Source organism: Vibrio ponticus, from assembly GCF_009938225.1.
GTDB classification, from domain to species: Bacteria; Pseudomonadota; Gammaproteobacteria; order Enterobacterales; family Vibrionaceae; genus Vibrio; species Vibrio ponticus.
Map to the genome: position 1 here is coordinate 50,880 of NZ_AP019657.1, position 20,662 is coordinate 71,541.

The window sequence follows — 20,662 nt, forward strand, 5'->3', positions numbered from 1 at the left end:
AAATGGTTATTCACCAGAATCACAGAGAGGGAACTCCAATTTATGAGGTATACACCTACCTTAAAATTGAGCACACGACTGGTTGCTTTTGTCACCGTTATCGTGATTAGTGCGATGTTTATTCTGTTCCTTGGTGGAACCTTGTCATTTCGCAGTCTCGGGCAAGAATATCTCGATCAATCGCTTAAAGGTATTGTCAAAGTGGTTGATAAAGAGATGGAAGATCCGGACGCCGCGTATTCAATGCAACGTTGGATGCCCAAGATGTTGCAAGCCTCCAGCATTGTTGAAATGGAATTGTCTTCCCAAGTGGGCGTGATTTATCGCTACCGCGATACATCATCAAAAATCGATCCAGCTTTGTTTTATAAAGTTGAATATCCTCTTGAGCGCAATCCTGGCTTTACCATCCGTTTTACCGCTATTCCTCCTTATGTTGGCTATGGCTACTCAATGCAGGCGCTTTGGTCGATCACTTTGGCAGTCGCGCTGATCATTTTTTGCTTGATGCGTGGGTTGAAGTGGCTAAAAGAGCAATTGATTGGCTCTGAACTGCTCGAAGAGCGGGGGCGAATGATTCTTGCCGGGCGTGTCGAGCAATATGCCAAAGGGGATGAAAGCGAATGGCCATACACGGCCAGTGAAGCACTCGATCGTCTAATTGAAGAATTACAGGATGCGCGTCAAGAGCGCAGCCGCTTCGACACTTTTATTCGCAGTCAAACTTTCCTCGATCAACTAACGGGCTCTGCGAACCGAATTTTATTTGATAGCAAACTTGAATCGGCCTTGTCTGAGAGTGGTGCTCATGGCGGCGTACTATTGATTCGTATCGATGATTGGGATTTAGTCAAAGAAGAAGTCGATAAAACAGAGGCCAATCAGTTTATTGTTGATGTCGGCGAAGCGATTAACACCGTGATATTGCGCTACCCAGATGTGATCTTATCCCGCTACTACGAGACAGACTTTGCTATTTTTGCACCTAATTTAGGCAACAAGGAGCTGGGTAATATTGCCACCCACTGTTTGAAGCAGTTTGACAAATTGCAACTGCTGGCACCATTAGACAAAGAAAATTGGTGCCACATCGGTATGACGGTTTTTCAAGAAGGTGAAAGACAGGGCAAAATTATGGATGAGGCTGAAACAGCCTTAAAAAGTGCTCAGTTGCAGCAAGCCAATGCTTGGAATCGCTTTAATAAATTAGTCAGTAATGAGGATGAGCGAGGTAGCGTGCGTTGGCGAACGCTCTTCGACCAAGTCTTGACACCAGACACTGTCTATATTTTCTCACAGCCATGCTATTTGCTCGACAATCAGCAAACACAACTGGATCACTATGAACTATTTGTGCGCATTCATGATCCGCAAAGAGGCGTGATAAAAGCATCGAGATTTAATGCGGCAATTGAGGCGGTAGGTTACGAAAGTGTCTTAGATCGCTCAGTTTTTTTAGCTGTCGCCAGATTTTTGAAAGCGTCAAAAAATAGTTTATGTTACTCTATTAACTTAAATGTTACCCCATTTGCTGGAAAGAAGTACTTTCGTTGGTTTAGGAACGAAATCCTTCAACTTCCAATTGATTTGCGACGCAGTCTGCTATTCGAGTTTTCAGAAGCTCATTTAGTACGGCATCTTGATTATATGAGACCTGTGCTGAAGATGTTAAAAGGCTTAGGTTGTAAAGTAGTTGTTGGACAAGCGGGTCGTTCGATTGTTAGTACTTACTACCTAAAAGAACTATCAGTTGATTATTTAAAGCTTCACCGAAGCTTGATTAAACAAATCGATCAAAGGCATGAAAACCAACTTTTTGTACGAAGTTTGTTAGGTGCGTGTGAAGGGCTAAATACTCAGCTTGTCGCGGTAGGTGTTGACCAAGAGCAAGAGTACAACACCTTATTATCGCTAGGTGTGCATGGGGTTCAAGGGCGTTATTTAGCTGCCGAAGAACAAATGATTCCAGAGCCACAAGCCGAGTTGAATAAAACTCAACCTAAATCAAACATTCAAATTGGACGACGTAACCGTTGGCGTAAAAGTTAGTAGTAAATGAGCATTCAAACTATATTAGGTAAGTTTAGTTCTGTTAGCCGAACGGCAAATCGATTACAGGTTGTTGTACAACCTCATTCGCTTTATTTTTCCCATTGGAGCGATGCAGAGTTGCCACATCAAGTCGCCATTAATTCTGGTGATTGGCAAAGTACGCTAGTTAAAACGTTGCAGCATGCTGGTATCAGCGATATTAGTGTTGATGTGGTTTTGAATTCGAGCCAATACCAAACTTATCAGATCGATAAGCCTAACGTTCCACAGGAAGAATTAGCACTAACGTTGCCTTTCTTATTAAAAGATTTAATTAATGAGAAAGTGACTGACATTATTGCTGATGCAACATTATTGCCGACCAGCAATAAGCTACAAGCTTATGTTGTTGCCAAGTCTTTAATCCTCAGTTTGTCTGCCAAGCTTGCCGAAGTCAAAGTAAGCCTAGGACGTGTATTAGTTGAAGATGATGTTTGGCCTCGCGCGGTTAAAGATGCCGAGCGCTTCGTCCTATTTCAACGTAGCAAAGGCTCTGGTTATAAACTCAGTGCGTTTGTTGATAAGCGCTGTGTATTTCAACGTACGCTACGTGGTATTACCCCACCACTGACTGGCGTTGCAACCAGTGGGTTGCAGTTGGATGGAATTGCTTTAGAGCTACAACGTTCGGTTGATTACCTCTCTTCACAATTACGCGGTGCAACCTTACATCACTTAAAGATTTGTTGTGATGAAGAAGATGATCAAGAGCTCGCTAATGAGCTTAATCAGCGTTTAAGTGTCAGCGTTTCCCCGCTTTCTCAAAATAAGCTTGAGTCAGGGAAGCTGTTGATTGATGCGATGAGCGATGAGAGCTTATTTGTTATCAACCTCTATCCAGACCATTTAAAGCCAAAAGTTGAACACTTTACTTTAACTAATGTCGCTTTACTGACATTGGTTTTGGTCGGGGTATTGTCAGCGAGTTTTGGCTATTTAACATGGCAGAACAGTCAGTTACAAAGCCAACTACAAATCGCACAGTCACAACAACAAGAATACAATCAGCAGGTTGCAAGCCTGAAGCAGCGTTTAGCTAAACATCGCCCTTCACCAGAAAAAGTGCATGCGGTGGAGCGTCTAAAAGAAGAGATTAAATCCAAGCAAGACTCACTTGCTGCAGTGGCGAAATATGATGGTCAATTGCAGGCGGGCTATTCCGGAGTGATGCAATCTTTGGCGCAGTTGGGACGTAAAGATATTTCACTCACTTCGATTCAAATGAATGATGCCAATCTGGACATCAAAGGATTAGCACGTGATCCTCAAGCGATACCTAACTGGGTAAACCAGTTTAAGAGTGAAATTAACTTGGTTGGTCGTTCGTTTGAAAAGCTAAAAATAGCTCGCAACGAGAACAATATTCTGACGTTTGAGTTACGTACCCAAGAAAAAGAGACGCAGTAATGAAAGCATATTGGCAAAAGTGGAGCGAGCAGTTCCTCAAATTGAGTGTGCGTGAGAAATGGTTGATTGCTATTTGTACTGTCGCGTTAGTTTTGGTGGCGATGTTTACTCTTTTGTTGGAACCCGCGTTGAAAGCTAATCGCAGTTATCGTCAACAAATTGTCGCTGTTGAACAAAACAATATTCGTTTAGACAGTGAAATTGTAGCGATCACCGCCAAGCTAAAAAAAGACCCAGACCAGTCAATCAATATTGAGTACCAGCGTTTACTAACAGAGAGCCAAGCGCTGTCTGGCAAATTAGCCAAAGTAATCGAAAACCTTATTTCGCCAAGTCAAATGGCGAAATTATTAGAAGAGGTTTTGCTTGGCAGTAAAGATCTGCATTTAGTCTCTTTAGAGTCATTAAAAGCTGAACCGATTATTAGTGGCGCCGCATCGGAACACTACGCAGGGTATTACTTACACCCGGTCCGTTTGGAGCTAACAGGCAACTACTTTGCCATTTTAAAATATTTAGAAACCTTGGAATCTTTGCCGGTTAACTATTATTGGCGCAGTTTTAATTATCAAGTTGATGCGTACCCTAACGCGCGCTTGATTCTTGAGGTATACACCCTTGGTACGAGACAGGAGTTTATTGGTGGCTAACAAAAGTTTGTTATTTTTGCTCTTGATATCACCACTTACACTGGCATCACAAGATCCGACCGCACCACTTGACTGGCAAGCTCCAGTTAAAACGGCTCAAGTGAAAAAGGTGGTGAGTTATCGAGTACCCAATTTACAGAGCATAGTCTGTGGTGAGCGTGAAGAGTGTTACGCAATTTTGGATGGTAAGACTAAAGCACGTGGTGAGAAAATCTCTGGCTTTAGTGTTAAACAGATTAATCCGGATTTCGTTACCGTAACCCGTGGTAATAAACAGTGGAAACTGGAACCTTTTCCTTTAGAAGTAAAACAATAAGGTTGTTGGAATTGTATGCGTAAACTTGTTTTAGCTATCTCTCTCGCTTCATTAGCTGGTTGCTCTATGGGACATAGAGATCCTGTAGAAGCGAAAAGTGTCTTAAATGAAGCGATTAATCAATCGAATAGTCGAGCGTTGCAAGAATTGCCAGCATCGGTTGAAGCAGATCTAATGCCTGATTTGGATGGTGTTGCGCTCGAGCAAAATAACACCATGAAGCGCTTTCGTATTAAAGCCAACGGTGTTGATGCCCGCTCATTTTTTGCCAGTCTAGTGAAGGGTACCGAGTATAGCGCGGCGATTCACCCTAATGTCACGGGCAAAATTACAGTCAATTTATCTGATGTCACCTTAGATGAAGTGCTGTCAGTCGTCAGTGATATGTACGGCTACGACGTTCAGGTTGTCGGCAAGGTGATTCAAGTTTATCCCGCGGGTTTGCGCACGGTGACTATCCCAGTCGATTACTTGCAGTTCAAGCGCACAGGTCGCTCATTAACCTCGATCACGACAGGAACGGTAACTAATACCGGCACGAGCTCATCAGGTGATTCAGACTCTGATGATTCATCGAGTTCGACCACGACTTCCAATGGCGGTACTGAAATTGAAACCACCAATGAAAGTGATTTTTGGCCGCAATTGCAAACGGCGGTTGCACAGCTGATTGGCAGTGGCAAAGGGCAGTCGGTCGTTGTTACACCGCAAGCGAGCGTGATTACCGTGCGTGCTTACCCAGATGAAATTCGTCAGGTTCGTGAGTTCTTAGGCATATCGCAACAGCGCATGCACCGCCAAGTGATCCTTGAAGCGAAAATCTTGGAAGTGACCTTGAGTGATGGCTATCAGCAGGGGATTAATTGGAACAAAGCATTCAGCTCAAATGGCAACGATTTCTCTATTGGTCAAGGCACGATTAATCGTGATGCCAACGGCAACCCAATTGCTTCGGTATTACCTGGTTTAGATGCGATTGGCACCCTATTAGGTGGGCAAACGAACTTAGTGGTATCTGGCGGTAGTTTTGATGCAGTGATCAGCTTTATGGCGACGCAAGGGGATTTGAACGTACTTTCAAGCCCGCGCGTGACGGCTTCTAACAACCAAAAAGCGGTGATTAAAGTCGGTACCGACGAGTACTTTGTCACAAACCTGTCGAGTGAAACTGGCTCAGGTGATAACGCAGAGCCATCTCCTGAAGTGGAGTTGACGCCATTCTTCTCAGGCATCTCTCTCGATGTTACCCCACAGATTGATGACCAAGGCAATGTACTGCTGCATGTTCACCCAGCGGTGATTGAAGTTGAAGAGCAGAATAAGCGTATTGAGTTTGGTGGGAACAACATTGTTCTGCCATTGGCGAGCAGTTCGATTCGTGAGTCTGACTCCGTGATTCGTGCACAAGATGGGGACGTAGTGGTGATCGGTGGCTTGATGAAGTCCAACACCATTGATCAGGTGTCTAAAGTGCCATTTTTAGGCGATGTACCAGGGTTAGGGCATTTATTTAGAAACACAACCAAGCTGCAACAGAAAACCGAGCTTGTTATCTTGCTAAAACCAACCGTTGTGGGTGTGAATACTTGGCAGAAAGAGTTAGAGCGTTCACGAGATCTACTGCAAGAGTGGTTCCCTGAACAGTCGCAGTAATTCGCTATGTATTTAGAGCATTTTGGCTTTAACCAATTGCCATTCCATCTCACGCCAAATACTGAACTGTTTTTGGGGTTAGAGCCTCACTACGAAGCGATACAAATGGTCAATTCTGCACTTTCGATGGGAGAAGGGGTGATCAAAGTGACGGGTGAGGTTGGTACAGGTAAAACCATGGTATGCCGGATGTTGGTGAACCACTTTGAATCTCACGTTCAATTGGTCTATTTACCTAATCCTGCTTTGTCCGGAGTTGAGTTAAGGCAATCTGTGGCAACTGAACTTGGTCTCGATGTCGCAAGCAATAGCAAGATTGTTGATCAGATTCAGCAAAGATTGATTGAGCTGACTAAGCAAGGTAAGCAAGTTGTGGTTTTGGTCGATGAAGCTCAAGCTCTCAGTGATGAAGCTTTAGAGGTCTTGCGTCTGTTTGGCAACTTAGAAACAGAACAACGTAAGCTGATGCAAATCGTGCTGTTTGGGCAGCCAGAATTAGATGAACGTCTTCAGCAACATCATTTGCGTCAGTTTCGTCAGCGCATCACTTTTAATGCCCAATTGCGAGCGCTTTCGTTGCATGAAACCGTGGCATATATCGGTAATCGAACCACGAAAGCGGGAGCTGATAGCGAGATATTTACTCTGGCCCAAAAGAAAGCCATTTGGCGTGCGAGCCAAGGCGTTCCGAGGCTGATCAACCAAATTTGTCATAAGAGTTTAGTTTTAGCCAGCAGTCAGCAACTGGCTAAAATTGCTAATCATCATTTATACGCAGCCATGCATGACACGTTTGATGCTTGCAAACCTAAATATAAAAGCCCAGTGCTATGGGGTTGGAGTTAACACATGAGTGCGATTAATAACGCGCTGTCTGAATTATCAAAGTCGCAGACTGTATCAAAAGTTGAGATCGAGAAAGCGCAAGTACCCGTCGTTAAGCGCAGCAACGCGCTACCTTGGCTGATCGGTGGATTTAGTTTGAGTTTAGCCGTGGGCGGTTGGGCGGTTTCTCAGCAGCCTCAAGTGGAGAGACAATCGATTACTCAAGTATCAGTTAGTCAGTCTCAATCTGAAACACCACTTGAGCCTACAGTGATTTCGCCAACCAGCAAAATTGTTCAAGCAAGTCAGCCAATTTATGATGCGCCAGTGGTTATCCAAAGCTCGACTGAACAAGTTGTCTCTAAAGCAGCGCAGGCAACGGAAAGTGTCAAACCTCTGGTTACCCAGCAAACAGTTACCAAAAACCAAGTTATTACAGCGCCACTGCCTAAGCGGCAAGAACAGGATGTGAGACCGGCTCCGATGTTAGTTGCCAGCGCTCAACCTGTTCAAACCTCAAGCGTTACTGAAAACGTTGCCGAAAACTCGCCGCAGTCAAACGCTGCGGAAGGGAGCGTGGTAGTTGAGCAAGTCGAATTAACGCCAACGCAGTTGGCGGAAAAAGCGCAAATTCGTGCGAAAAAGTCGCTTGATGCCAACGATCTTGCTGGTGCGATTAGTCATTATCAAGATGCGCTGCGCTACACGCCACGCGACAGTAAGGTTCGTCAAACATTGGCTGCACTTTATTACGGTAAAGCGGAAGTGCGCAAGTCAGTCGAGTTGCTGCAAAAAGGCATCTCAATCGATAATGATGATCAAAATCTACGTCTTGCGTTGGCAAAATTACTGCTTAAAGAGAAGCAAACCAGTGCGGCGTTAACGCCACTTACATACTTGCCGCGTAATCCAAGCAGTGAATACCTTTCGTTACGTGCTGCGTTAGCGCAGAAAAGCGCGCAAGATCCACTGGCGATAGAAAGCTATCAGAAGCTGGTGGAGTTAGAGCCTGACAATGGACGCTGGTGGCTTGGCTTAGCTATTCAGCAAGAGCGCGCTTTTGAGTTACCTCAAGCGAAACTCTCTTACCAACAAGCGATCGATAAAGTCGGCATCTCGAGCCAATCGCAACAGTTTATTCGTGATCGTTTGGCTTTGCTGAATCGATTACAGGAGCAGCCAGATGCAAATTAGATTAAGAAAACGCCTCGGTGACTTGTTAGTCGAAGAAGGCATTATCACTGAGCAACAAGTGGAGTTGGCACTGGCAGAGCAGCAGGGTTCTGGGCGCAAGCTGGGAGCAACGCTGATCGATCTCGGTTTCTTAACCGAGAAGCAAATGCTGACCTTCCTCTCTCAGCAGTTGGATGTACCACTGATTGATCTAAGCCGCATGAATATTGATATTGATGCGGTACAACTTCTGCCGGAAGTTCATGCTCGCCGTTTGCGTGCGTTGGTGATTGGTCGCAACCAAGACTCTTTACGCGTAGCGATGAGTGATCCTGCGGATCTGTTTGCTCAAGAAGCGTTGTTATCTCAGTTGCCGCAATACTCGATTGAGTTTGTGATTGCTCCAGAAAAACAATTGGTTGAAGGGTTCGATCGTTACTATCGTCGTACCAAAGAGATCGCCTCGTTTGCTGAGCAGTTACAAGCGGAACATCAAGTTAACGAAGCGTTTGATTTCAATATTGAAGATGATGACAGCGATGAAGTGACGGTTGTTAAGCTGATCAACTCACTGTTTGAAGATGCAATTCAAGTCGGTGCGTCGGATATCCATATTGAACCCGATGCTAATGTACTGCGCTTACGTCAACGTATTGATGGTGTTCTGCATGAAACATTACTGAATGAAATCAACATTGCATCAGCGTTAGTTCTGCGCCTTAAACTGATGGCTAACTTAGATATTTCTGAAAAGCGTTTGCCTCAAGATGGTCGCTTTAATATCAAAGCCAAAGGTCAATCTGTCGATATTCGTATGTCGACCATGCCAGTGCAATATGGCGAATCAGTAGTAATGCGTCTACTCAACCAATCTTCTGGCGTCAGAAAGTTGGAAGAGTCAGGCTTACCTCCAGAGCTGCTAAGCCGTCTGCGTAAACAGTTGCGTCGTCCACACGGTATGATTTTGGTTACCGGACCGACTGGTTCGGGTAAAACGACCACCTTGTATGGTGCGCTGAGTGAACTTAACGAGCCAAGTAAGAAGATCATTACTGCGGAAGATCCGGTGGAGTACCGTCTGCCACGAGTGAACCAAGTTCAAGTTAACTCCAAGATCAATCTCGATTTCTCGACCATCTTACGTACTTTCCTTCGCCAAGACCCGGACATTATCCTAGTCGGTGAGATGCGTGACCAAGAGACGGTAGAGATCGGTCTGCGAGCCGCATTAACGGGTCACTTGGTGCTAAGTACCTTGCATACCAACGATGCCGTAGATAGTGCTTTACGCATGATGGATATGGGCGCTCCGGGCTATTTGGTCGCAAGTGCGGTACGAGCTGTCGTTGCTCAGCGCTTGGTACGTAAAGTTTGCCCAGATTGTAAAACGGAACACCATCTTGAAGAGAGTCATCGCCAGTGGTTAACCCAGCGCTTCCCAAATCAGGTTGAAGCCAGTTTTGTCCGTGGGCGCGGTTGTCAGAACTGTAACTTAACCGGTTATCGTGGTCGTATTGGTGTATTTGAAATGCTTGAGTTAGAGCAGACCATGATGGATGCATTACGAGCGAATGATGCGGTGGGTTTTGCGCAAGTGGCAAGAAACGCCCCTAATTATAAGCCATTGCTTGCTTCTGCTATGGAATTGGCATTGCAAGGTATCGTGAGCTTTGAAGAAGTGATGAATCTCGGTGAAGGCGACTCATCAGGTAGCGTTCAAGCGATTTACTTGTAGGAATTGGTATGTCAGTTTTCAACTATCAAGGACGCAATTTAGATGGCAGCAAAGTCTCGGGGCAAGTTGAGGCTGCCACCCTTGAGTTAGCGACAGAAGCATTGATCGCCAAAGGTGTGATTCCAACTGAGATCAAAGCGGGTAAAAAAGGCGGCGCCGCCTCTTTTGATTTATCGGCGTTGTTTACGCCATCAGTCCCTCTTGAGGTGATGGTAATATTTTGTCGTCAGATGTATAGCTTGACCAAAGCTGGCGTACCCTTGCTGCGCGCTATGCGCGGACTAACACAAAATTGCACCAACAAGCAGCTAAAAGAAGCGCTTGAAGAGGTGACGAACGAGCTCACCAACGGGCGTAACTTGTCGTCAGCGATGCAGCTGCACCCGAAAATATTCAGCCCGTTGTTTGTTTCAATGCTGAGTGTGGGGGAGAACACCGGTCGCCTAGACGATGCGCTATTACAACTGGCGCAATACTATGAACAAGAGCTAGAGACGCGTAAGCGAATTAAAACCGCAATGCGTTATCCTGTATTTGTGATTATTTTTATCACCTTGGCGATGTTTATTCTTAACGTCAAAGTGATCCCGCAATTTACCTCAATGTTTGAACGCTTTGGTGTCGACTTGCCTTTGCCAACGCGGATCTTGATCGCCACTTCAGACTTTTTTGTCAATTATTGGGCGGCGATGCTGGGGGCAATTTTTGCCTTGTTATTTGCTTTTCGTTCGTGGACGAAAACCGACAGCGGTCGAGAAAAATGGGATCGATTCCGCTTACGTATGCCCGTGTTTGGCAGCGTGGTTAATCGAGCTCAGTTGGCGCGCTTCTCGCGCACCTTTTCTTTGATGCTTAAAGCGGGCGTGCCATTAAATCAGTCGTTATCACTTTCTGCCGAAGCTTTGGATAACCGTTTTCTAGAAAATCGCTTGTTAGAAATGAAATCGGCGATCGAGGCAGGTAGCTCGATTTCTAATACCGCCATTGCCAGTGGTGTTTTTACGCCGCTAGTGATTCAGATGATCTCTGTTGGCGAAGAGACCGGTCGTATTGATGAGCTTTTAGTTGAAGTTGCTGACTTTTACGATCGTGAAGTCGATTACGACTTGAAAACCTTAACCGCTCGTATTGAGCCGTTCTTGCTGATTGTTGTGGCGGGTATGGTGTTGATCTTAGCTCTGGGTATTTTCTTGCCGATGTGGAGTATGTATGACGGGATTAAGGGCTAGCATCGCTGATTTGGTATTAGAGAAGCGCTTCGCGGTTTGGCTGATGATGATTATCCTGCTTTGTGGCGTGTTGCTGTTCTCTTGGCATAAGCTGATGGCTCAAACAGAAAGCACCGCTTTATCGGTTGCCAGTAAACGCATACTGGAACGAGCCAATTATTATCAGCAGCAGTGGTTACTTGCGGGTCAACCGGAACAGCTACAAGTAAACCAAAAGTTTATTCAGTTCTCAGCGAAAGGCTGGGCACTGCCGCTTAATCAAGCGAGCAAAGTTGACTGTAATTACTGGTGGAAACTGTTTTACGAAGAACAGCGCGTTTTAGGAAGTTTGCCAGACAAAATAAATGACAATTCAAAAGCATCGAATTATCAGTGTGATTACTCTTTTTCTGCGAAAGACCGCTTAGAAGTGAGTTTAATTGATGACAAGTTTGTAGTTAACGTCATTTTTACGGCGGAATAAAAATTTTGACGCATATCCATAGTAAATTTGTTTAATAAGCGTATAATTAATAGTACAAAAGGTTTAACTTTAGCATCATGAACAGAGAACAAACTGGTTTCTCATTGCTTGAGCTTGTCATTGTTATTGTGGTGATAGGTTTGTTAGCGGTGACGGCATTACCTCGTTTTTTAGAAGTCGTTGATGGGGCGAAAGAAGCCAGTATCGAAGGCGTAGCAAGCGGCTTTGGCAATGGCGTGATTTCAGCTCGTGCTCAATGGGAAGCTGAGGCTCGCCCGAGCAAAACCATTGATGGTGTCACCTATAACGTGGTCAATTATGACGGTACCGAATTTTGGCTAACTCGCTCAGTCAATCCTGATGGTACACCGAGCGGCTTTCGTGATGGTTATCCAATCGATCTATTTACTGAAGTTGGTAATTCTTCGATTCAGTTAACAGATTCTGCATGTATAAACTTGATGGAGAACTTGCTTCAAAATCCTCCAAAGGTTGATACTGTTGATAATGCTAAAGATAACTCTAGCATACATTATTCAGCTCAAGCTTTGCCTAGTATCCACACTTGTGTTTATACACAACTCGAAGGGTCGACTAGACATAAGTTTGAGTATGAAGTTGCAACTGGTCGTGTGACCGTAACCTTGCAGTAATACTGCGAAAAATAACTAACAAAATTGAGAGATTTTACTATGAAAAGACAAGGCGGTTTCACCCTAATCGAACTAGTGGTGGTAATTGTTATTCTAGGTATTCTTGCAGTGACGGCAGCGCCACGTTTCCTAAACCTTCAAGATGATGCGCGTGTTGCTTCTATCCAAGGTTTAAAAGGTGCTATCGATGGTGCGGCTGGTATTACGTTTGGTAAAGCGGCAGTTGATGGTGTTGAAAATAAACAGAAGGGTGACACACCGGCTCCTGAAGTAGAAGGTATTGCTACCAATTATGGTTACCCAACAGCAACAGATGCCGGTCTTGTCAAAGCGGTAGTTGGTTTAGATTCAGATTGGTCTCGTGCACCTTCAGGTGCTTCTGCAATGGTTATTACCTTTAAAATGGATAATGCCGATTACGCGAAAATTGTAGCATCGGATTGTTATGTAACATACACAGAAGCGACCGGTAGCACCGCAGCGTCTGCAGCTAAAACTTCAATCACAGGTGATTGTAAGTAAATAGTCAAAACAAAAAAGGTCAGCCTTGCTGTAATGCCGATCAGTTAAGAAATTTGTGAGATCATTTGACCGATCCTCAAAAGGCTTCAAAATCCGATATTAGGAAACTAATATCGGATTTTTTTATGTCTTTAGAAAGCCAACTTGCCAATACTTTTCGGTCATGTAATACCTTCCACCACTTTGATAAATACTCTGACATTCTTAGTCCAGAGCTTATCCAGCAAGGTTTTGAGCAAGCTGGTGTAGCAACCGTTAGAAGAAGACGGTTACCTTTAGAAGCCGTACTTTGGTCCGTTGTTGGAATGAGTCTCTTTCGTCAACAATCTGTTTGGGATATTGCTAACCAACTCGATATTGTCTTGCCAGACAAACAACGTTTTGTTGCACCAAGTGCAGTTGTTCAAGCGAGACAGAGATTAGGCGAAGAAGGTGTAAAGCAAGTCTTTAAGAAGATGGCTGCGCATAGCTATCAGTCGTCTAACTTCGAAACTTGGTGTGGACTAAACCTTCTATCTGTCGATGGTGTCGTTTGGAGAACGACAGATACACCCGAAAATCATCAAGAGTTTAAAGCGCAGCGCAATCAATCATCTGAGAATATTTACCCTAAGGTCCGCATGGTTTGCTTGATGGAGCTTACAAGTCATCAGCTAATCGATAGTGCATTCTCTGACTATCGCACCAGCGAAATGCGGCTCGCAGAAGAGCTTATTGAACAAACGCCAGATCAATCACTGACCATTTTTGACAAAGGATATTACTCTTTAGGGCTGCTTAATCGCTGGAACAAAGTAGGTCAAGAAAGGCATTGGATGCTCCCTGTGAGAAAAGACTTTCAGTATGAAGTTGTCCATAAATACAGTCAGAGTGATGCTATCGTTGCTATAAAAACATCACCTCAGGCAAGGAAGAAGTTCAGTGACCTGCCTGAGATAATAGAAGCAAGGTTGGTATCGAAAGCCATTAAAGGTAAGGAGTATCAGGTTCTTACCTCAATGCGTGATGGGTTGCGCTTTCCCGGAGAAGACATTGTAGAGCTCTATCGCTATCGTTGGGAAATCGAATTAGGCTATAGAGAAATGAAGCAAACCTTGCTTGATAGTGAGTATACATTGCGAAGTAAGCGCCCAGATATGGTTAGACAGGAGCTCTGGGGGATTTTGCTAGCCTATAACCTTATAAGGCAGGTTATGACAAAAGCGGCGAGCAAGTTAGATAGCGTTTGGCCGAACCAATTAAGCTTTACGAGTAGTGCCATGGCTGTGACTCAATACTTTGCAGCTTTACCTTTAACGAGTCCAGGGAAACTCCCTAAACACTATGAAGTGCTACTACAGCAAATATCCATGTTTATCCTACCCCCCCGAAGAGAAGATAGAAGTTATCCTCGTTGGGTGAAACTGAAACCCAAGAAATATGCGACAAATAGAAAAAATGCCAGTCAGCTTAACTGACTGGCATTACAGCCTTGCTGGCCTTTTTTATACCCGTCTCAAAATTATCAATCATTTAACTTTATCGTCATAAGAAACGATATACTGCAAAGACTTACCTAGAGCTGACGAAGAGTAGGATGAATATTCGCAAGCAATGGGCTTTTACCTTAGTTGAGTTGATCATCGTGATCATCTTGCTGACCATAGTTTCTCTTTATGCCACAAGTCGATACATTGGTGTCGGCAGTTTCTCGGCGCCTGTTATCCAAGACTCGATTATCTCTGTTGCGCGTCAAGTGCAACTCAATCGCATGCAATCCAATACGACTACTATCAGGGATGAATTTATTTTATCAATTAATGCCAACTGTTTTGGTTCAATACTTGGCTGTGCTGATCAACAAGGTCGCAGTGATTGGGTCTCGGTCGATGATGTTACGTTTTCGACTAGCGTGAGTGAGATTCGATTTGATCTACTGGGCAATGCCATTGGCTTGTCGGATGTCGAAATAAAAATATTAGCAGCAAGCAGCCAAGCGTCAGTCTGGATCTGTACCAATGGACTGATCTCTAAGTCGGGGTGTCACTAATGGTTAAAACGCGTGGCTTTACCCTGATTGAAAGTGTGATTGCGATGGTGATCATGGCAGTGGCGATGTTGAGTCTCAGCAGTTTTTTATTTCCGCAACTTTCGCGTTCTGCCGATCCACATTACCAAACTCGAGCCGCAGCATTAGGGCAAAGTATCATGACTAAAATGCTCGCAAGTAAATTTGATCATCATAGTGATGATTTGGGTGCAGTGCGTTGCTCGACCTTAGATGGTTCGTCTAATTCTTGCACGCTAACTGCTGATTTGGGGGATGAAGGCGAATCACCACAAAATTTTAATGATGTTGATGATTTTTCTGGTTGCTGGGTACCGAACGGCTCTGCCAGTTGTGGTGACTTGTATGCGCTGATTTCTCAGGGGGAAGAGAGTGGTTACCACAACTTTAAGCTTGATATCAATGTGGCTTACTCACCGTCAGCGCCAGCAGAGCCCACGTTAAAACAACTTTCAGTTGTTGTCTCGGCAGGGAGCCAAACACCGATAAAACTGATTGCTTACCGAGGGAACTACTAATGCGTGTTCGTGGTTTTACTCTATTAGAAATGGTGATCACCATAGTGATTAGCGCCATATTGATCTTAGGTATCGCGGGTTTTATTGAGCTCGGAACCAAAGGTTATGCACAAAGTGCCGATCGACAAGCGATGCAAACCCAGGCGCGCTTCGCACTCGAAAAAATAACACGTGAGGCTCGCCATGCTGTGCCAAATATTTTTGTTGCTGATGGCGACTGCTTGTCGTTTTACCCAATTATTGACTCGGGCTTTTATGCTGTATCTGGTAGCGATATTAATTTCATCATTGGCAACTCGGCGGCTGACGTTGATACGTTAAAAGATCAACGCTTGGTGATTAATCCAACCCAATTGCTCGCGCCGAGTGAAAACTTGACGGATCTCGATAACAGCTTCGCATTGACCGACGTCGCTAAAATATCCGGCGCGACGATTTCGGGGGCGACCTTTACCATTCCCGATGTCGCGGAGGATCTACTCGGTGGTTCAGTGGTCAATCGTCACTATATTACTGCGGATGCGCGACGTATTTCTTACTGTATTGCAGGCGGGCGCATCACACGAACGATCGGGTTGTCTGGTGATGCTTTGCCATTAACCGATATTTCTGATGCCTCAGTAAGCGGCGCGATCTCTTATACGCCTGCCAGCGTTCAATATACTGGCGTGGTTCACCTAGATCTGACCTTCTCACAACGTGGCGAGTCAACTCGCTTCCAGCAAGATGTGCAGGTGCTTAATGTCCCATAGAGTTCAGCAACAAGGCAGTTTATTAATCGTGGTGGTGTTTGTCCTGGTTGTGATGGGCTTTCTCGCGACCCAGTTATCACGGTTCGAGTGGTCGAATCATGATGCGCACAGCAAAGATGTACTGGGGACTCAAGCTTGGCTGTTGGCTCAGTCGGTAAATGAACAAGTACTGACCCGTTTTTATCCTCTAACTTCTACTGAATCCAAGGTCGCAGAGCAGTGCGATGGGATAACCTTCCCTGATTTTGTTGATGCCACAGGGGTATTTTTGGACTCACAGATTAATTGTACGCTAGAGGAACTAAGTTGTTCTCCAGTTGGTACTTTGGATGAGATGAATTACTTCAAATTGCGCGCTCAAGTGAGCTGCGGCTCAGGAAAGAGTCTGGTTGAGCGAACGGAAGAAATTTGGGTGAGGGAGGCAGAATGAGAAACAAACTGATAATGCTGCTTGGAATAGTTCTTTGTAATCTGTCTTTTCAGAGTACCGTTTATGCTAAGAAGCCGATAAAACCCATTGAACCTTGTTTGTTGATTCCTGGTGTTGCTCAAACAAATAATTATGATAATTCTGGTAAGCCTTATGGTGCATTAATTATTGCTAGCACCAATAAAATGTTTTTGAAATCAAGCGATATATTGTCATTTTTCGAACCATACAATAATGCGCCTGGATGTTATTACGATCAGAGTTCTACTGGCGCTATGTGTGTAACAACTGCCCATGCGTATGAAAATATACCAGCTAAACTCCCTAAACTAAAAAATAGCAAAGATAATTTTACTTGCGTTTCTGGTGATATTTGCTCACTACCGAGAGGAATTTATCAATCGATTACAGTTGAGGCGAAAGCAACACTGCGACTCGCTGGTGAGTATCAAATGAACATGTTATCTATGCTAGAGCAATCAAAAATAGAGCTCGGGTCAGATACTCAGATTCACTATGAAGTGATAGAACTTGCTGGTAACAATATTGAGATTAATCAACTTAACCCTAAATCACTGCTATTTGTTGGGCATGGAGACATCGCGGGATTTACGGTCGGAGAGAGTTATTTATTTGGCAAAAAAGAGTATGTAAAAAATAAAATTAATGCTCATATCTATATACACCCGGGATCAAGTAACCGCAGTGGGTTTGATATTCAAGGGTATGATCATGTGTTTAATGGTGGAGTGACATCTAACAGCGTATCGATAGCTGGGGGACGTAATATCTTTAATGCGATTTCCGCCAAATGCCTAGTACCTACCCCAGAGATAGCCAAGATTGAAATCAAGCCAACTAATATGTATCTGCAGTGTGCGGCAGAGAATAAGGTTTACGTCTATGTCTATGATAAAGACAACCGACCAATCACTGACATTGGTGATAGTAAAGTCTCATTATACTCAACTCAAAATGGTGCCCTGACGTTTGAACTAGATACTTTTGACGCGACTCGTAGTCGTTTTGTATTCAATATTAAAGACAAAGCAAACAATAACTATGGACCAATCGCGGTAAAAGCCCATCTTGTTGGCGCTGAAGATAGTGTTTTTGACGATAGCGACGTGGTTTATGCGCCAGTGGTGTTCGATATCAATGGCGGCGCAGAGAAAGAGCTAATTGCAGGTAAGCCTGATAGCGTAAAAATTCATGCACTTGCTTGTGATAACAGCAATAAGCCGATTTTTGGTAATTACCAGCAATCACTCAATTTATCTCATCTAGTCAATGCTAAGTTTTCTCCAGGCAACTGGAGCGACAATAAAAACAAACTGACATTTTCCGCTGCGTTTAAAGATGGCGAAGCTGTTGCACCATTGCGTTTTGATGATGCTGGGGAGTTCACCGCTACGCTAAAAGATACGGTAAAGTGCAGTGATTTTGGTGATAACGTTAAAGATTGCCCTTCCGAACTATCTGGCTCCAAAGATGAGGTGGACGTTGTCGGCGAGCTAAAATTTAAAGCGCGTCCTTGGACTTTTGCTTTGTGTCAGTCTCTAGATCAAGAGCTCTTACCAAATGGCAATATTAGCGATGTTAACTCTGCTCGCTTTGTCGCAGCAGGTGAGCCATTCTCAGTCAATGTGTTACCCATTCGCTGGCTAGAGAGCTCATCGGCTCCAATTACCACCCAGCCTGACTACTGCAATAGCAATAATGTAACGAGCAATTTCTTTCTTGGTGGTGACGATGACATAGATGTGCAGCTTAAACACAATGTCCTTGCTCCTGCGTTAGCTGACGGCGTACTTAAAGGGACGGTGTCGGTTAAGTATGACCAACAGCAAGCACAAGTAAGTGGTGTCTATCGTTTTAACGACTTGAGTTGGACTGAGGTTGGACAACTTGAACTGAAAGCGTCTGCCTCTGGGCAATATCTAGGAATGACGATTGATGAGGGGCGTACCGATGTCGGACGTTTCTATCCGCATCATTTTGCGATTAGTCAATCAGAGTGGATAGCTCCAGTCAATCAAGGTGATTTCACCTATTTAAGCCAGCCATTTGAGAGCGCTCAAGTGAAAGTTGCTGCTTTTGCGTTGGGTGATACACAGGTCAAAAACTACCATCATTTTACCCCAGGTCTTCAGGCAAGCTTCGCGCTATGGGATGACAGTAGCGCCAAAGACAACAACCCACTTCATCTCGACTTGGCTTTAGGCGAATGGCGCGAGGACTCGTTGGGTAGTTCGGGGTATTCCTATTGGGAGCTAGAAGATCTTACTGCTCGAGTCATGCGATTTGAACAGGGCAATACTGGTTCGAGTATTATTACCAAGGAAAATGGGCCATTTAACACCGGATCTGGGTTAGACAACACTGATTATGGTTTGCAAGTGACAGGTGTCGATCCGGTCTTTTTCGATTCTCATACCTCTCAAGATTACCAACAGTTCATCAATCAACCTAAGTTACGTTATGGAAGAATGGTATTGAGCAGCTTAGGCGGCACCTCGGGTATTGCACTTAAGGTGCCACTCAAAGTGGAGTATTGGGATGGTAGCGACTTTGTCACTAATGTTGACGACAGTGCGGCTAAGTTTGCTGCTGCGAGTGATTATCAATGTAAGAAAACCATTTGGCCCCAAGCACCGATTGCCTCCGATTCAAAACTCTCTGAACCGTCAGGATTGACTAATGTTGAGCTTGGCGTATCGGATAAGTTGGTCGCGACGGCGGATACCAGTGACAGCCAGTTACGTGAGCAAGTTCAGTTTTGGTTACGTCTTGATGATATCGATGATTTGACCCATGTCTCACCTCAAGTGGATGAAGTCGGAGTCAGTTGTGGTAGTTCAGGGCTTGATCAGCCGTGGCTGCAATATAATTGGCATGGAAAGGGGGATGAGGATCCTTCAACAGTTGTCACTTTCGGGATCTATCGCGGTAACGATAGGATCATTTTCCGCAGTGAATCTGGTCTTACCGGACAATAAATTTTGGTCAAATGGGGGCTTACGTAAGGAAACTGTTAGAAATTGCGTGTTTCACTCCATCTTTCTTAGACAATGCCTTGCTGTGATGGCGAGGCATTGGTACATTTAGACCAATTTTTTATCTTCTAATTCTTTCAGGACGAACGAAGAATATGTTCAAAAAACTTCGTGGCATCTTTTCGAATGACCTATCAATCGATTTAGGTACAGCCAACACCCTTATTTATGTCAAAGGTCAAGGCATTGTCCTTGACGAACCATCAGTAGTCGCAATTCGACAAGATCGTAACCGTGCGGGTAAAAGTGTCGCCGCTGTCGGTCATGCTGCTAAGCAGATGCTTGGTCGTACACCAGGCAACATCTCTGCGATCCGTCCAATGAAAGATGGCGTTATCGCTGATTTCTACGTAACTGAAAAAATGTTACAGCACTTCATCAAACAAGTGCATGACAACAGTGTGCTAAAGCCAAGCCCACGCGTGCTAGTGTGTGTACCATGTGGTTCAACACAAGTAGAGCGTCGTGCCATTCGTGAATCAGCACTGGGTGCTGGTGCTCGTGAAGTGTACCTAATTGATGAACCGATGGCGGCAGCGATCGGTGCTGGTCTGCGTGTATCAGAACCAACTGGCTCAATGGTGGTCGATATCGGTGGTGGTACTACTGAAGTTGCCGTTATCTCGCTAAATGGTGTGGTTTACTCATCATCTGTGCGTATCGGTGGTGACCGTTTTGATGAAGCGATCATCAACTACGTACGTCGTAACTACGGCAGCTTGATCGGTGAAGCAACAGCAGAAAAGATCAAACATGAGATCGGTTCTGCTTACCCTGGCGATGAAGTTCAAGAGATCGAAGTTCGTGGTCGTAACCTAGCGGAAGGTGTGCCACGCAGCTTTAGCCTGAACTCAAACGAAATCCTTGAAGCGTTGCAAGAGCCGCTAACGGGTATCGTATCAGCAGTGATGGTTGCTCTTGAGCAGTGTCCACCAGAGCTAGCTTCAGACATTTCTGAGAATGGTATGGTTCTAACAGGTGGTGGTGCACTACTGAAAGATCTAGACCGTCTACTTACTGAAGAGACGGGTATTCCAGTTGTTATCGCTGAAGATCCACTAACTTGTGTGGCTCGTGGTGGTGGTAAAGCACTAGAAATGATCGACATGCATGGTGGCGATCTATTTAGCGAAGAGTAATCG

19 protein-coding genes are annotated in these 20,662 nt (G+C 44.7%); all 19 read left to right on the forward strand.

The genetic code is table 11. From position 1 onward, the window contains the following. Positions 1 to 42: 42 nt before the first annotated feature. The 19 genes from csrD to GZN30_RS00395 all read left to right on the forward strand — a co-directional run bounded on the left by csrD (position 43) and on the right by GZN30_RS00395 (position 20,659). Positions 43 to 2,049, forward strand: coding sequence for an RNase E specificity factor CsrD (gene csrD, locus GZN30_RS00305; RefSeq protein WP_075650863.1), 2,007 nt, complete (start codon positions 43 to 45; stop codon positions 2,047 to 2,049). Between the two features lie 6 nt (positions 2,050 to 2,055). Further along, positions 2,056 to 3,498, forward strand: coding sequence for an MSHA biogenesis protein MshI (locus GZN30_RS00310; RefSeq protein ID WP_075650861.1), 1,443 nt, complete (start codon positions 2,056 to 2,058; stop codon positions 3,496 to 3,498). Further along, complete coding sequence (locus GZN30_RS00315; protein ID WP_075650859.1) at positions 3,498 to 4,148, forward strand: type II secretion system protein GspM; 651 nt, start codon at positions 3,498 to 3,500, stop codon at positions 4,146 to 4,148. The genes GZN30_RS00310 and GZN30_RS00315 overlap by 1 nt, the downstream gene beginning before the upstream one ends. Next, positions 4,141 to 4,464: an MSHA biogenesis protein MshK gene (locus GZN30_RS00320; protein WP_075650857.1), complete on the forward strand. Its 324-nt coding sequence runs from the start codon at positions 4,141 to 4,143 to the stop codon at positions 4,462 to 4,464. The genes GZN30_RS00315 and GZN30_RS00320 overlap by 8 nt, the downstream gene beginning before the upstream one ends. Positions 4,465 to 4,479: 15 nt before the next feature. Further along, on the forward strand, positions 4,480 to 6,117 hold the full coding sequence (gene mshL, locus GZN30_RS00325) for a pilus (MSHA type) biogenesis protein MshL (RefSeq protein ID WP_075650855.1): 1,638 nt from the start codon (positions 4,480 to 4,482) through the stop codon (positions 6,115 to 6,117). Between the two features lie 6 nt (positions 6,118 to 6,123). Continuing rightward, positions 6,124 to 6,963: an ExeA family protein gene (locus GZN30_RS00330; RefSeq protein ID WP_075650853.1), complete on the forward strand. Its 840-nt coding sequence runs from the start codon at positions 6,124 to 6,126 to the stop codon at positions 6,961 to 6,963. Positions 6,964 to 6,966: 3 nt separating this feature from the next. Then, positions 6,967 to 8,136: an MSHA biogenesis protein MshN gene (locus GZN30_RS00335; protein WP_075650851.1), complete on the forward strand. Its 1,170-nt coding sequence runs from the start codon at positions 6,967 to 6,969 to the stop codon at positions 8,134 to 8,136. Then, complete coding sequence (locus GZN30_RS00340) at positions 8,126 to 9,850, forward strand: GspE/PulE family protein (RefSeq protein ID WP_075650849.1); 1,725 nt, start codon at positions 8,126 to 8,128, stop codon at positions 9,848 to 9,850. Before GZN30_RS00335 ends, GZN30_RS00340 begins: the two co-directional genes overlap by 11 nt. A gap of 8 nt (positions 9,851 to 9,858) precedes the next feature. Further along, positions 9,859 to 11,079 carry a type II secretion system F family protein gene (locus GZN30_RS00345; RefSeq protein WP_075650847.1) on the forward strand — a complete coding sequence of 407 codons (1,221 nt, stop codon included), beginning with the start codon at positions 9,859 to 9,861 and terminating at the stop codon, positions 11,077 to 11,079. Beyond that, positions 11,060 to 11,542, forward strand: coding sequence for a hypothetical protein (locus GZN30_RS00350; protein WP_075650845.1), 483 nt, complete (start codon positions 11,060 to 11,062; stop codon positions 11,540 to 11,542). The genes GZN30_RS00345 and GZN30_RS00350 overlap by 20 nt, the downstream gene beginning before the upstream one ends. Positions 11,543 to 11,619: 77 nt before the next feature. Beyond that, positions 11,620 to 12,195 (forward strand): type II secretion system protein, encoded by a 576-nt coding sequence (locus GZN30_RS00355; protein WP_075650843.1) that lies wholly within the window; start codon positions 11,620 to 11,622, stop codon positions 12,193 to 12,195. A 39-nt stretch (positions 12,196 to 12,234) separates the two neighbouring features. After that, positions 12,235 to 12,717 carry a type II secretion system protein gene (locus tag GZN30_RS00360; protein ID WP_075650840.1) on the forward strand — a complete coding sequence of 161 codons (483 nt, stop codon included), beginning with the start codon at positions 12,235 to 12,237 and terminating at the stop codon, positions 12,715 to 12,717. 125 nt (positions 12,718 to 12,842) lie between these two features. Then, on the forward strand, positions 12,843 to 14,174 hold the full coding sequence (locus GZN30_RS00365; RefSeq protein WP_075649976.1) for an IS4 family transposase: 1,332 nt from the start codon (positions 12,843 to 12,845) through the stop codon (positions 14,172 to 14,174). 119 nt (positions 14,175 to 14,293) lie between these two features. Next, positions 14,294 to 14,746, forward strand: a complete 453-nt coding sequence (locus GZN30_RS00370) for a prepilin-type N-terminal cleavage/methylation domain-containing protein (RefSeq protein WP_075649436.1) — start codon at positions 14,294 to 14,296, stop codon at positions 14,744 to 14,746. Next, the gene (locus GZN30_RS00375) at positions 14,746 to 15,282 is read left to right on the forward strand and encodes a type IV pilus modification PilV family protein (protein WP_075649435.1); all 537 of its coding nucleotides are present in this window, start codon (positions 14,746 to 14,748) and stop codon (positions 15,280 to 15,282) included. Before GZN30_RS00370 ends, GZN30_RS00375 begins: the two co-directional genes overlap by 1 nt. Next, the gene (locus GZN30_RS00380) at positions 15,282 to 16,034 is read left to right on the forward strand and encodes a prepilin-type N-terminal cleavage/methylation domain-containing protein (protein WP_075649434.1); all 753 of its coding nucleotides are present in this window, start codon (positions 15,282 to 15,284) and stop codon (positions 16,032 to 16,034) included. The genes GZN30_RS00375 and GZN30_RS00380 overlap by 1 nt, the downstream gene beginning before the upstream one ends. Next, complete coding sequence (locus GZN30_RS00385; RefSeq protein WP_075649433.1) at positions 16,024 to 16,464, forward strand: MSHA biogenesis protein MshP; 441 nt, start codon at positions 16,024 to 16,026, stop codon at positions 16,462 to 16,464. The genes GZN30_RS00380 and GZN30_RS00385 overlap by 11 nt, the downstream gene beginning before the upstream one ends. A 452-nt stretch (positions 16,465 to 16,916) precedes the next feature. After that, positions 16,917 to 19,463: a DUF6701 domain-containing protein gene (locus GZN30_RS00390; RefSeq protein ID WP_139312240.1), complete on the forward strand. Its 2,547-nt coding sequence runs from the start codon at positions 16,917 to 16,919 to the stop codon at positions 19,461 to 19,463. Between the two features lie 152 nt (positions 19,464 to 19,615). Further along, on the forward strand, positions 19,616 to 20,659 hold the full coding sequence (locus GZN30_RS00395; RefSeq protein WP_075649431.1) for a rod shape-determining protein: 1,044 nt from the start codon (positions 19,616 to 19,618) through the stop codon (positions 20,657 to 20,659). The last annotated feature ends 3 nt before the right edge of the window (positions 20,660 to 20,662 follow it).

What these genes read in the sequence shown, in the direction of transcription:
- csrD (WP_075650863.1), top strand. Translation starts at nt 43, where the DNA reads ATGAGGTATACACCTACCTTAAAATTGAGCACACGACTGGTTGCTTTT.
- GZN30_RS00310 (WP_075650861.1), top strand. Translation starts at nt 2,056, where the DNA reads ATGAGCATTCAAACTATATTAGGTAAGTTTAGTTCTGTTAGCCGAACG.
- GZN30_RS00315 (WP_075650859.1), top strand. Translation starts at nt 3,498, where the DNA reads ATGAAAGCATATTGGCAAAAGTGGAGCGAGCAGTTCCTCAAATTGAGT.
- mshL (WP_075650855.1), top strand. Translation starts at nt 4,480, where the DNA reads ATGCGTAAACTTGTTTTAGCTATCTCTCTCGCTTCATTAGCTGGTTGC.
- GZN30_RS00330 (WP_075650853.1), top strand. Translation starts at nt 6,124, where the DNA reads ATGTATTTAGAGCATTTTGGCTTTAACCAATTGCCATTCCATCTCACG.
- GZN30_RS00335 (WP_075650851.1), top strand. Translation starts at nt 6,967, where the DNA reads ATGAGTGCGATTAATAACGCGCTGTCTGAATTATCAAAGTCGCAGACT.
- GZN30_RS00340 (WP_075650849.1), top strand. Translation starts at nt 8,126, where the DNA reads ATGCAAATTAGATTAAGAAAACGCCTCGGTGACTTGTTAGTCGAAGAA.
- GZN30_RS00345 (WP_075650847.1), top strand. Translation starts at nt 9,859, where the DNA reads ATGTCAGTTTTCAACTATCAAGGACGCAATTTAGATGGCAGCAAAGTC.
- GZN30_RS00350 (WP_075650845.1), top strand. Translation starts at nt 11,060, where the DNA reads ATGACGGGATTAAGGGCTAGCATCGCTGATTTGGTATTAGAGAAGCGC.
- GZN30_RS00355 (WP_075650843.1), top strand. Translation starts at nt 11,620, where the DNA reads ATGAACAGAGAACAAACTGGTTTCTCATTGCTTGAGCTTGTCATTGTT.
- GZN30_RS00360 (WP_075650840.1), top strand. Translation starts at nt 12,235, where the DNA reads ATGAAAAGACAAGGCGGTTTCACCCTAATCGAACTAGTGGTGGTAATT.
- GZN30_RS00365 (WP_075649976.1), top strand. Translation starts at nt 12,843, where the DNA reads ATGTCTTTAGAAAGCCAACTTGCCAATACTTTTCGGTCATGTAATACC.
- GZN30_RS00370 (WP_075649436.1), top strand. Translation starts at nt 14,294, where the DNA reads ATGAATATTCGCAAGCAATGGGCTTTTACCTTAGTTGAGTTGATCATC.
- GZN30_RS00375 (WP_075649435.1), top strand. Translation starts at nt 14,746, where the DNA reads ATGGTTAAAACGCGTGGCTTTACCCTGATTGAAAGTGTGATTGCGATG.
- GZN30_RS00380 (WP_075649434.1), top strand. Translation starts at nt 15,282, where the DNA reads ATGCGTGTTCGTGGTTTTACTCTATTAGAAATGGTGATCACCATAGTG.
- GZN30_RS00385 (WP_075649433.1), top strand. Translation starts at nt 16,024, where the DNA reads ATGTCCCATAGAGTTCAGCAACAAGGCAGTTTATTAATCGTGGTGGTG.
- GZN30_RS00390 (WP_139312240.1), top strand. Translation starts at nt 16,917, where the DNA reads ATGAACATGTTATCTATGCTAGAGCAATCAAAAATAGAGCTCGGGTCA.
- GZN30_RS00395 (WP_075649431.1), top strand. Translation starts at nt 19,616, where the DNA reads ATGTTCAAAAAACTTCGTGGCATCTTTTCGAATGACCTATCAATCGAT.